This is a genomic window from Priestia iocasae, from assembly GCF_016909075.1.
Taxonomy (GTDB): Bacteria; Bacillota; Bacilli; order Bacillales; family Bacillaceae_H; genus Priestia; species Priestia iocasae.
In genome coordinates, this window is the sequence record NZ_JAFBFC010000004.1 from 25,916 (window position 1) to 37,890 (window position 11,975).

An 11,975-nucleotide genomic window follows, 5' to 3' on the forward strand; every position below is an offset into this window, starting at 1 on the left:
ATTGAGGTTAAATGTGAAAACACTTATTAGAATGAGCATGGTCAGTGTATGTTTAATGATAACAGCTTGTTCAACGAATAACGTGTCAGAGCCTGAGCCAGATGAAAAGCCAGAACTAGTTAAGCAAAAAGAAAGTGAAGTCATAGAAGTTGAAACATCTGTTTCTTTTCCTTTTGAGCAAGTAACATTGCCTACTACGATGGAAGAATTAATGAGCTATCCTAAAGGAACCTATTCACATCTTCAAAAAGATCAAGTAGAAGAGATTACAAATGCGGTAGCGGACATGCCTGTGCTAACTGAAGAACAAGTCAGTAATGAAGCATTTGTTAGAGCTTATGCTGACGAAGTAGCGTCTCGTTTTCAAAAGCAATATACAGGTCCAGAAGAAGTTGTTCAAAAATGGAAAGAACTAGCTTTTGGAACAGACAATGTAGAAGATGAACGTTATCAGTTTAAACAAAACATGAACATTTATCTACTTATGTATACTGAGAAAGATTTAGAAGAAGAGCAGGCGCGTAAGCAGTTGAAGGAAGAAATTCAGCCTTTCTTAACGTCCTTACCGCCAAGCGTAAATGTTGGCTTTCGCATCTATAGTCGCGTTCCTTCTAATGAAGAAACTTCTTGTGAGTATAGAGAAGCTTTGTACGATATAAAACCTTATGACGAGGAACGATTTGAACAAGCTTTAAATACAACAAAGACTAATGAGCACATATCAATGAAAGCAAGTATTCAGGAGGTTTATCATGATTTTCAAGCATTTGACGACGCTTCCTATACAAACATTTTACATGTATTCAGTGATGAAGCTGATGGATGTTTAACGAAACCTTCTCTAGTAGCGGAAGATGTACAATCTTTTACGATAAAGCCGATTGTTCATATCATTGAAATGGAAGAGAGTGCTCGTTTAAAGCTGCTAGCTGATACGTTAGACGGGTCGTATACAATTATTGATGACGATCAATTATCTGAAGAGTTTAATCGTACAAAAGAGCTCATTAGAAAATGGCAAGATCGGCATTTAGGAAAAGAACAGGCGATGAAGAGTGAATACGCAGAGCGTAGCAATTATATTTTAGATTGGCGTCTAGAATGGCATGACTTGTTACAAGAACAGCTGTTGGTAACAAGAAAGGCATTTGAAGTGCTTGAACAAGAAAATAAAATAACACTTTCAACGTACTTACAAATGGTGAATTTGAATCGAGACTATATTTCTGCTCTTTATAAGCTTCGTGATGAGGCTATCAATCATTTATTTAGTGTAAAAGATGAGAGATACGAAGAAGCAGAAAAGGTCATCGAAGAAACATATAACGTAACAATTACACCAACTGAAGAATCATAGATGTCAGAGGTAACGGATAAAAGTGATAATAGGCTGTGTCAAATAGAGCGTCTTTGCTCCTTTTGATGCAGCCTTTTTCTTACGGTGCTTGATAACTAATGGAAATTTGTAGTACGAGAGGTTCATCGAGTGATTCGTTTATATAGCAATGTGGTTGATTGGCATGAAATTTAATTGTTTCGGATGGGTGAATGAGATAGCTTGTTTCACCAATTTTCATAAGCAGGCGGCCAGATAAAACAGTTACGTACTCATATACGCCTGTTGAGTGAGAGTCAGCTTCATACATACTATCCTGTCTAATGACTGCTCGATACATCTCAAGAGAACGTGCATTATATAATTGGAAAGTCGGCTCTACTGTAAACACTTCATGCTCATCTGTTAACTTCATTGAATCGTTTACACGAGAAATCTCCACTTCATGTTCAATATGTAACAACGCAGCAAAAGGAACGGCTAGGCCGCTGGCGATTTTCCAGAGAACGGTTACTGTCGGGTTTCCTTCTCCTCGTTCAATTTGCCCAATTGTTAGTTTGCTAACTCCGACATGATCTGCTAATTCCTCACGACTAAATCCTTTTTCTGTACGTAATAATTTGATTTTTTCTCCAATTTGCTTAGCGTATTGCTTCAAATCTTGCTCCATCTTTATTCCCCTTTCATTAGTTGAAAAATTCTAAATATATATTTTATTATACAAAATATATATTATAATAGGTTGAAGATATAAAAAATATCATTTATTTTTACATCAAAATCAGTTTAGGGGAATTTTTTAGAATGGATAGAAAAAGATGTAAGTAGTGTTACGGTTACATAATGAACGTATACGTAGCTAGAAAGGGAGATCGTGATGGAAACTAGCCGTGAAGAAGTAGTGTTGATAAGGCCAAAGTCACATCCGTTTGTGAAAGGAGTGGCAGCAGCAGTCCCTATTATGATTGGATATTTACCAATTGGTATTACGTTTGGGCTGTTAGCAAAGCAAGCTGGGTTGACTCTTTATGAACTGACAGCCATGAGTGCGTTTGTGTTTGCCGGTGCAAGTCAGTTTATGGCCGCCAATATGATTGCAGTAGGTATTGGAGTGGTTGAGATTATTGTGGCAACGTTTATTTTAAATTTTCGTCACTTTATTATGAGCTTATCATTAATGAATGCATTAAAAGTGATACCATTTCAGTTTAAGCTATCCATGTCGTTCGGTTTAACAGATGAGACATTCGCGTTGTCATCCATGAATGCAGAGAAGGCCAATGAAGAAAAAAGTCACTTTTTTTATGGGGGACTGATTCTAGCTTCTTATTTGACATGGGTGTTTGGGTCTTTTCTTGGTGGACTTGTAGGAGAATTTATTCCCCAAGCGTTAAGTCAAAGTATGACGATCGCTTTATATGTCATGTTTATTGCACTTCTTGTACCTTCCGTAAAAAAAGAATGGCGCTTTGGCATCATTGCATTCATTAGTATGATTTTTAATTATGGGTTTAGTCAATTCTTAACTAGTGGATGGTCAATTGTACTAGCTACGTTACTTGGTGGTTGTAGTGGCATCTTTTTAATGAGAGGTGAAGAGAAATGATGTGGATATTAATTATTGGTATGGGAATAGCAACATTGCTTCCCCGTATCATCCCTGTATTCATTGTTGATCGATTATCGATGCCTGCGTGGTTGGATAAGTGGTTGTCAGCTATTCCTTATGCAGCGCTCGGTGCGCTTATTTTTCCTGGGGTGTTGACCGTTTACCCAGATCGACCTCATATTGGTTTTCTTGGTGCCATTACTGCCGTACTATTATCATCATTGGGCTTAAATATCTTTCTCATTTTATTTGGTTCCATTGGTGTGGTGTTCGGCCTTTCATTTTTGTAGAGACAGTTGAAGTAGTATCAAGAATTATTAAATGCAAAAAGTCACTCACCCATCCATAAATTTTGCTGAATTTTACGGGGAAGAGGTGTAATGGGCTGAGTTAAAATGAGATGCTTTTTAGCTCTTTTAACTCAGACTTTTTTTGTGTATAATAATATCTATTAAAAATATGTTCTAAATAAAAACAATACATAGAATGAAGTAGCCAGTAAAAGGGTATTCATTTAAATAGGATTTATGGTATGCTCGATTAATTAGTGAGCGTATCACTTGTTTAAAAGTGTCAAACTTTGGGACAATAAAGACAATAATAACTTGCAGGGGGTTTAAAGATGGAAAACGAAGCAAATAAGCCAGTACCAAGCAAAGAGTCACCAAATGCTTCAAAAGTAAAAGAAGGCGATACGATTCAATTAAAAACAGGTGAACTAAAAGGGAAAAAAGGAACGGTTATTATTGTTCGTGAAAATTCCGTGATTGTAGACGTAGGAAAAAGTGAAGAAACAGGCGAACCAAGAAAAACCGTCATTAATCACCGCAATTACAAAATTATTAAGTGATAAAAAACGTGTAAGAGTGCCGACAGTAAAGCGTCCGGCACTCTTGTTATTATGTGGCATCATTTTTGTGAATCAATGAGCTTTCTTGTACAATAGAATAAGTAGTAAATGTAGAAAGGGTTTTGTGTATGTCGTTTAATTTAACATTACCAAAAGAAATTGAAGCGTTACTTCAAAATAGAAAAGGAACATTTTTAAATGAGGATTCCTACTTAATCGGCCAAAGCGGGTATACACCGTCTGAAGATGCCATTTTAGTGGATGCCATTATTGCGCTATCATTAGGCAAAAATGTCCTGTTAAAAGGTCCAACTGGGTCAGGAAAGACGAAGCTTGCAGAAACATTATCAAGTATTTTTTCGCAGCCTATGCATAGTGTCAACTGCTCCGTTGACTTAGATGCGGAAGCATTACTTGGCTTTAAAACCATTTCAGAGCGTGATGGAAAGACAAGCATTGAGTTTGTAGAAGGTCCTGTCATTCAAGCAATGAAAAAAGGTCATCTTCTTTATATTGATGAAATCAATATGGCAAAACCAGAAACACTACCCATCTTAAATGGTGTACTTGATTATCGTAAAATGATTACGAATCCATTTACAGGTGAAGTCATTAAAGGAAAAGATACATTTGGGGTAGTGGCTGCCATTAATGAAGGCTATGTTGGAACGGTGCCGTTAAACGAAGCTTTAAAAAACCGTTTCGTTGTAATTGATGTGCCTTATATTCAAGGAGATAGCCTAAAGCAAGTACTATTATCACAATCGGCATTAAAAGATGAAAAACTACTAGACAAATTTGTGACGCTATCATCGGATTTAATTACGCAAGTTCGCAGCGGTCATGTTTCAGAAGAAGCAGCTTCTATCCGCGCTCTTATTGATACATGTGATTTAGCGCTTTACTTACCGCCAATTCGTGCGATTCAGCGTGGAATTATTGAAAAGCTAGAAGATGAAAGGGAAAAAGCAGCCATTCAAAACATTGCAGAAACGCTGTTTGAGTGAGGTTTTGAACCATGAGGTTTATTAAATTTAACGATAAAAACATTGATTCTTTTTTATATATGGAGCTAGCAGATTTAACGACGACGTTAACAAAGAATGATAATGTGAAGGTAGAGTATCGAGTATCTTCTTATTATGATCCATTGAATCAAATTATTTATTTAAGTCACTTTTGGGATAATCGTCCACGACAAGACATGATTCATGGACTAAAAAGTGACTTGTTTTTACGAAGTATTGGAAGTTATAAGCATTGCGACTTTAAAGAGGTTGATCGCTACATTAAGCAAATTCGAAAAATGTCTTTCTCTAGCTTAGCAAAACAGCTGTTTATGCTATTTGAAGACACTCGTTTAGAGGAGCTTTGTAAAAAAGAACGTCCTGGTACAAAGAAAGTGTTTGCAACTCGTCGTGATTTGTATCGTAAATATTTTGCTACACAACTGAATACAAACATTGTTAAAAGTGTACAAACAGATGCCTTATTTAACGGGGTATACTTGCTTTTAACGTCTGATAATCCGTTTGAAGAAGTGCCCCATATTAATGAGTCAATTGACCTTGCAATGCCGTTTATTCGTAACAAGCTAACGAAGGTGTATGAAGCAAAAACAACAAAAGATATCGCGAAAATTTGTTTAGAACTGATGGATGTATTTGATGACATTTTAGAACAAGATATGTTGAATACGTATTTTCTTCTTCCAGAATTAAATTATGAAGAGATGGATCAAGGCTTAACGTTTGATGATTTAAAACGTAAATCGAAGTTAAGCAACGATGATATTTTAAAACATGAAAAAGACGGAGAAGAAGATCTTCATGAAGAGAAAATGGAGATGTGGCATCGTGAAACGAGTAAGCCAACACAAAGCTTTTTACAATTTGATATGGAACAAGGATCTAAAACAGACTTGCTTGGTGAAGGTGTACGTGAAGGAGACGATGGTGATCAAGCGTTAGGAATTGTACAAGGCTCCGCCCAAAAGACGTCTCGCAATGATTATTCCCAAATGGAAGCGATGGAAAATAAGCAAAACGCGCATGAAGGCGGAGAAGACAACGAGTATGGAAAAGAAAACAAATTTGCTTATCCAATATTTAAAGATGCACGCATTCCAAGTGTGAATGAGCAACGGGCGTATGAGGAAAACAAAAAGTTAATTGCGTCTTATCAAAAAAAACTAAAGCAAATGATTCAAAAAACGCTTGAGCATAAGAAGAACCTTCCACGTAACGAACTTCATATGGGAAGGTTGAGTAAGAAGCTTTTAAAGCTGTGGATCGATGATAATCCACGAATGTTTTATAAAAAAGATCAAGAATCTCCACAAATTGATGCGGTATTTTCACTGTTAGTTGATTGTTCTGCCTCGATGTATGACAAAATGGATGAAACAAAGCTAGGGATTACATTGTTTCACGAAGCGCTTAAGTCTGTCATGGTTCCACATCAAATTGTTGGGTTTTGGGAAGATACAAATGATGCGACAGAAACGAGTCAGCCTAACTATTTAAATACAGTGATTGATTTTCAGTCTTCCTTGAGACGAAAAAGCGGTGCTGAAATTATGCAATTAGAGCCTGAAGAAGATAATCGCGATGGATTTGCTATTCGTCATATGACACGTCGCTTATTAAAACGTAGTGAAAAACAAAAGTTTTTACTTGTATTTTCAGATGGTGAACCTGCAGCAATGGGGTATGAGCAAAATGGAATTGTTGATACACATGAAGCAGTATTAGAAGCGCGTAAGCACAACATTGAAGTCATTAACGTTTTCTTATCAAATGGTGAAATTGAAGAAGCACAGCAAAGAACCATTCAAAATATTTATGGTAAGTTCAGTATTCTCGTTCCCAATATTGAAGAGCTGCCAGATGTATTATTCCCGCTTCTTCGTAAGTTGCTACAAAAAAGTATTTAGCCTTTAAGAGAGTAGATGTCTACTCTCTTTTTGTGTTAATTAGTCTGAAAATTTTGTATAATGAAGAGAGAGAGATGTTGAGGGGGAAATGTGATGGAGATGTACAAAGAGTTTCCGACATTAGAAACGAAAAGATTGCGAATGCGTAAGTTAACGATGGAAGATGCAAAAGATATTTTTTTATATGGGTCAGATAATCAAGTGACTCGATATGTAACGTGGGATACACATGAAAACATTGAAGAGAGTGAGAAGTTTGTACAATATGCGCTTGCTCAATATGAAAAAAAGCAACTAGCACCTTGGGGGATTGAGCGAAAAGAAGATGGAAAAATGATAGGGACCATTGATTTCGTTTCATGGAACAAAAAGCATGGTTCAGCAGAGGTAGGATACGCTATTTCAAGAGAATATTGGGGACATGGCTATGTGCCAGAGGCGCTACAAACTTTATTAGAACTAGGTTTTAATGAAATGGAACTTGTTCGTATCTCGGCTCGCTGTTTAAAGGAAAACGAACAGTCGAAGCGAGTGCTAGAAAAAGTAGGAATGGCTTATGAAGGACTTATTCGTAAAGGCATGCATTTAAAGGGAGAATACAGAGATCTTTGTATGTATGCCATTTTAAAAGAAGAGTACGTACAAGCAAAACGTGGTTGTTTAACCGTTCATTAATTAAAGTGGGCTTATAAAGTTGAAATAGGTGAGAAAGAAAGTGACGACAAATAAAAAAGAGGATGAAATGCAACATCCCTTACCCACTCATTTTACAACGTCTTATGAGAAAGGAATGTTGCAGACTGATTCAAATGGAGCGACTCATGTTCTGTTGGATTCAGTCTTTTTTTTGTGCAGATAATGAGCAAATGTGAGCATTGGAAAAATATCGTTATAGCTATGATAGTAGATGTAATACTGCCCAGGTAAGCCAATACCAGTTGGGTAATGAAGCTGCCTTTTTGGGAGATCATGGGCTTTTAATAAAAATTTCATCCCTCGTGTGATGACTTCATCCTCTTTGCGGCAAACGGAAATGAGCGCATCTAGTGCCCATGCAGTTTGAGAGGGAGTACTAAAGGTCAGAGGTTTATAGGTTTTAACAGCTGCGCTTTCGCAAGACTCTCCCCAGCCACCGTCTTCGTGCTGAATTTGTTTAAGCCACTGAACGGCTTTTGCTAGTTGAGGGTGAGAGCGTTCCACTCCAACTGCACGTAGGCCTGTTACGGCAGCCCACGTTCCATAGATATAACAAACGCCCCATCTACCGTACCAACTTCCGTTTCGGTGTTGTTGAGATAAAAGCCATTTAACAGCTGCTTGAATGGATGGATGATGCTGCTTCATCCCTGCATACTTCCCTACATATTCAAGCACTCTACCAGTTAGGTCAGGAGTAGGAGGATCTGTAGCGGCATCTTGTGCATTTTCAAGCGGAATATACGTAAAAAGCGGGTTGTCGGTGTTTTTTTCAAATGCCGCAAATCCACCACTTTGATTTTGCATCGATAAAAGCCAAGTGGTTCCACGCTGCCAAGCTGCTCGAACGCTCTCATCAATCGCTGCTTTGCGAGAAAGGGCGCGTAATGCAGCAGACGTATCATCTAAATCAGGGTTTATTGTATTAATGTGAGAGAACCCCCATCCTCCAGGGGAAACGCCTGGATTATGAATGTGCCAATCTCCTCTTTTTGTATGCTGCTTTTTTAGTAAATACCGAAGTGATTTCTGAATCATCTCATCGTCACTTGAAACGCCCGCTTCTTGTAAAGCATAACTTAAAAGTGCAGTATCCCAAACAGTTGATGTTGAGTTTTCTAAGTGATAAAATTCGTTTGTTTTTGTCACCAAAGACTCCAGACCTGAGATGGCAGATTGAATAACAGGACTGTTCTTTTGATAGTTTAAGGCGAGTAACGCATAAATCATAAAAAATGTAGCGCTTGCATAACTGTTCAATGTCCCGTCTTTTTCAATTCGTTCTAGTATATATCGTTCAGCCTCACGATAGCCAAGGCCTTGAATATAAGAAGGGAAGGTTGCAAGCTTTTTTAGTTCGTTTGTCAAAAAGGAAGAAACAGACCGATATTCGTCATACCAGGTGTCATGCAAATCTCGGTTCGGTGATGAAAATAAATGACGAATATCAGGTGTGCTTTTTGACTTAATGCTCATTTTTTTATTTGCTGCAATCATCATGGGAGCAAAGTGAATACGAGCGTACGTGCTTAATTCATAAAAGTTCAATGGAGTGTAGGTTGGTAGTAATAAAAGAGAAAGAGGTACATAAAAAAACCGTGGCCATGGATAAAGACCATGAACAGCAAGCATCCACTTTGTCATAAAATGTGTCTTTTCTAAACCTCCATGATGCAAAATGAAGCGCTCCGCTTTACGCAATAAGCGATCGTCTCTCTTTACATGGCCAGAAAACAGAAGCGCTGTATATGCTTGAACCGTTGCAGATAAATTGCCTGCTTTTTCATCTTCATATAGCTTCCATACACCGTCAGCCGTTTGCATGTATAAAATTCGTTCAACAAGTTGTTTAATGAGCGCTTCGTTCTCTATATCTAAAGCCCGTAATGTCATAATCATAAAAGCGTCTGTCATTACGCTACCTTCAAACATAAAACGCCAAGAGCCATCTGAATGTTGATGAGTGCGCAATGCATCTATGCGCTTTAAAAGGTTTGCTTTTATTTCATTTTCCATTTATCTTCACCTCACAATGGTATTACTTTATTCATCCAAAAGAGAGGGTATGTTTAAAGTTGCAAAAGTATAAAAACCTCATGCACAATGTAGAAAAAGGTAACGGAGGGAAGGAACGTGCAACAAATTGAAGTACAAGTCATTCAAGGAACAGGAACATATAGAGAATTGGGAAATAAACAAGGGCGCGTTCATCGTGATTCGAAGTTAGCAGATAATCATAAAGTTAGACGAAAACGATCAATGCGGAACTACAAAGTGAATGTACAAAAAGCAAAAGAGTATTACGAGCGATTTGCTCCGCATTTGTGGGAAGAATTAGAAGGATTAGCTGAAGGATTGGACTGGTCGATGGAAGATGTGGCTCACGAGTACAGTGGCTATCAACAACACTGGAAAAAGTCAGGATGCTCTGCCCTTATGCAACATGGTTATTACGCTCGGAATTATGATTATCATCCAAAAACATATGAAGGACGCTTTCTTATTTGGAAGCCAACATCAGCGTATGCAAGTATTGGTTTTGCAACACGAATGATTGGGCGAATTGATGGAATGAATGAAAAGGGGCTTGTCGTTGGCTATCATTTTGTAAATCGACGAAGAGAAGTGGATGGATTTATTTGTTGTACCATTGCTCGCTTTCTTTTAGACACGTGTGCGACAACGGACGAGGCTATTACCTTATTAGAAAAGATTCCGCACCGACATGCTTTTAATTATTCCATTTATGATTCAAATGGACATGCAGCCATTGTAGAAGCGTCTGGGCGAGGTATTTTTGTAAAAAGAGGAGAAGGTATGAGTTGTACGAATCATTTCGATGGGTTACGAGATGAAAATCGTCATCATCTTCTAGAATCGAAAGAAAGATTAGCTCATTTAGAAGAACACGCAACAGATACATTAACAGCTCTTGATGCATTTACATTATTTAATTCATCAGAACGTCCTATTTTTAAAAGTGATTATCACAACTCGGCTGGAACCATTCATACGGCTGTTTATATTCCAAACGAGCTAAAAGTCATCGTTGGAATTGGAGGGAATGCGAAACCACTTATTTTCTCATTTGGAGACTGGTTAAAAGGAATGCCTGTGCATATTACAAAAATAAAAGGAAACATTGAGACAACCGAAGTTTTTCCTTTTAAATAGGAGCCACACAATGTGGGTTAGCCCTCAACATTTCTTGCCTTTAACCTTTAGTCAAATTAAATAAGAGAGGATCGATTAAACCACTTTTTAAAATTGTACTGCCTTTTGGGACATTCTTAATATCTACCTGTGATATTGTCAAATAGTTCTGAACATGTTACGGTTAATAGGTACGTGTAATTTTATAGAAAGAAAGTGATAGTCATGAGAGGTAGAGGGATTTCTTTATTTATACCTGGGTTTTTATTTTTCTTAACGATTATACTTTTTATCGTTATGCTAACAGGCTTTTATTTAGATTCAGATATTTTAAGAAAAATATGGGTTATTATTATGACCATTACGCCTATTATTGGCTTTATTACTGCAATTAAAGCACGCAGAGGGAAATATAAACCTTGGCTTATTATCGGGCATATAGCTTTAATTTTCACCGTGTCTGTTCTTGGTGTATTAGCAATTGTCGGATAGTAAAAATGCTCAGCTTTTTAAGAGCTGAGCATTTTTACTGTTTATTTATACAAAAGATAGAAATAGAGATAAAAATATGAAATTTAATAGGTTAAAAGAATGGGTTATAATGGATAATGAAAGCTTGTTATTAAGTACGGATGACCTATTTAATAGAAAGTTTTCTCATGGTACTATTTTCTAGATAGATGAGGCAGTCGTTTTGTTGTCTATTCTATATAATAGTTGAGCTACCAAATTAGGGGGTTTTGCAATGTTTAAAAACAAGTTGAAAAAATTAGTTGCAACAACAGCAGCTGCTTTGGTTGTAGCTAGCTCAGCGCTTCCATTTAGCGCAAGTGCACAATCCGTATTCAGTGATGTACCTACAAACCATCCACACTATGAGGCAATTGAATTCCTTACTGATGTAGAAATCATTACAGGCTATGAGGATGGGACGTTTAAGCCAAACAATCACATTACTCGTGGTCAAACAGCAAAAATGATTTCACGTTTCTACTATGTGGATGAAGAACCAAGTATGCAAGTATTTAAAGACTTACCTGTTACCTATTCAGACAAAGAATTAGTAGTAGCAGCAAACTTAATGCACGAAATGAGTGTCATGACAGGAGCGAACGGATATTTTATGCCATTTAAAAACATTACGCGTCAGCAAATGGCAAAAGTATTAGTAGAAGAATTTGGTCTTGACTATGTCGAGGGAGCTCAAACAAACATTAAAGACTTAGATAAGGCGTTTCCAGAATTCCAAGATTATATTGAAATTTTGGCACAAAACGAAGTAACGGTTGTATCAGAATTTAAGCCGACAGAACCGGTATCACGTGCTCAATTCGCAAGTTTTGTTTATCGTGCACTTTTAGCACAAGACTTTGAAAACTAAGAATAAATATAAAAG

At 37.2% G+C, this 11,975-nt stretch carries 12 protein-coding genes; 10 read left to right on the forward strand and 2 right to left on the reverse strand.

Annotation, left to right across the window (positions count from 1 at the left end; genetic code table 11):
- The first annotated feature begins 1 nt into the window (after nucleotide 1).
- Nucleotides 2–1,357, forward strand: coding sequence for a hypothetical protein (locus JOC83_RS11300; protein ID WP_205187314.1), 1,356 nt, complete (start codon nucleotides 2–4; stop codon nucleotides 1,355–1,357).
- Nucleotides 1,358–1,436: 79 nt separating this feature from the next.
- Here JOC83_RS11300 and JOC83_RS11305 read toward each other — a convergent pair whose 3' ends face one another.
- Nucleotides 1,437–2,006, reverse strand: a complete 570-nt coding sequence (locus JOC83_RS11305; RefSeq protein ID WP_205187316.1) for an XRE family transcriptional regulator — start codon at nucleotides 2,004–2,006, stop codon at nucleotides 1,437–1,439.
- 207 nt (nucleotides 2,007–2,213) lie between these two features.
- On the opposite strand from JOC83_RS11305, the gene JOC83_RS11310 reads away from it, so the two are divergent.
- The 6 genes from JOC83_RS11310 (at nucleotide 2,214) to JOC83_RS11335 (ending at nucleotide 7,405) form a co-directional block, all read left to right on the forward strand.
- Nucleotides 2,214–2,942 carry an AzlC family ABC transporter permease gene (locus JOC83_RS11310; RefSeq protein ID WP_205187318.1) on the forward strand — a complete coding sequence of 243 codons (729 nt, stop codon included), beginning with the start codon at nucleotides 2,214–2,216 and terminating at the stop codon, nucleotides 2,940–2,942.
- The gene (locus JOC83_RS11315; RefSeq protein WP_205187320.1) at nucleotides 2,939–3,235 is read left to right on the forward strand and encodes an AzlD domain-containing protein; all 297 of its coding nucleotides are present in this window, start codon (nucleotides 2,939–2,941) and stop codon (nucleotides 3,233–3,235) included. Before JOC83_RS11310 ends, JOC83_RS11315 begins: the two co-directional genes overlap by 4 nt.
- A 332-nt stretch (nucleotides 3,236–3,567) precedes the next feature.
- Nucleotides 3,568–3,795, forward strand: coding sequence for a DUF2187 family protein (locus tag JOC83_RS11320; protein WP_205187322.1), 228 nt, complete (start codon nucleotides 3,568–3,570; stop codon nucleotides 3,793–3,795).
- Between the two features lie 128 nt (nucleotides 3,796–3,923).
- Complete coding sequence (locus JOC83_RS11325; protein ID WP_205187324.1) at nucleotides 3,924–4,802, forward strand: ATP-binding protein; 879 nt, start codon at nucleotides 3,924–3,926, stop codon at nucleotides 4,800–4,802.
- 11 nt (nucleotides 4,803–4,813) lie between these two features.
- Nucleotides 4,814–6,730, forward strand: coding sequence for a vWA domain-containing protein (locus JOC83_RS11330; RefSeq protein ID WP_205187326.1), 1,917 nt, complete (start codon nucleotides 4,814–4,816; stop codon nucleotides 6,728–6,730).
- Nucleotides 6,731–6,823: 93 nt separating this feature from the next.
- On the forward strand, nucleotides 6,824–7,405 hold the full coding sequence (locus JOC83_RS11335; RefSeq protein WP_205187333.1) for a GNAT family N-acetyltransferase: 582 nt from the start codon (nucleotides 6,824–6,826) through the stop codon (nucleotides 7,403–7,405).
- A 144-nt stretch (nucleotides 7,406–7,549) separates the two neighbouring features.
- Here the strand turns inward: JOC83_RS11335 and shc are convergent, their stop codons facing one another.
- The gene (gene shc, locus JOC83_RS11340; RefSeq protein WP_205187335.1) at nucleotides 7,550–9,442 is read right to left on the reverse strand and encodes a squalene--hopene cyclase; all 1,893 of its coding nucleotides are present in this window, start codon (nucleotides 9,440–9,442) and stop codon (nucleotides 7,550–7,552) included.
- A gap of 117 nt (nucleotides 9,443–9,559) precedes the next feature.
- On the opposite strand from shc, the gene JOC83_RS11345 reads away from it, so the two are divergent.
- The 3 genes from JOC83_RS11345 (at nucleotide 9,560) to JOC83_RS11355 (ending at nucleotide 11,960) form a co-directional block, all read left to right on the forward strand.
- A complete protein-coding gene (locus JOC83_RS11345) occupies nucleotides 9,560–10,600 on the forward strand; it encodes a C45 family autoproteolytic acyltransferase/hydrolase (RefSeq protein WP_205187336.1) in 1,041 nt (346 codons plus the stop codon).
- A gap of 204 nt (nucleotides 10,601–10,804) precedes the next feature.
- The gene (locus JOC83_RS11350) at nucleotides 10,805–11,071 is read left to right on the forward strand and encodes a hypothetical protein (RefSeq protein ID WP_239583491.1); all 267 of its coding nucleotides are present in this window, start codon (nucleotides 10,805–10,807) and stop codon (nucleotides 11,069–11,071) included.
- Nucleotides 11,072–11,324: 253 nt separating this feature from the next.
- The gene (locus tag JOC83_RS11355) at nucleotides 11,325–11,960 is read left to right on the forward strand and encodes an S-layer homology domain-containing protein (RefSeq protein WP_205187337.1); all 636 of its coding nucleotides are present in this window, start codon (nucleotides 11,325–11,327) and stop codon (nucleotides 11,958–11,960) included.
- Nucleotides 11,961–11,975: the final 15 nt, after the last annotated feature.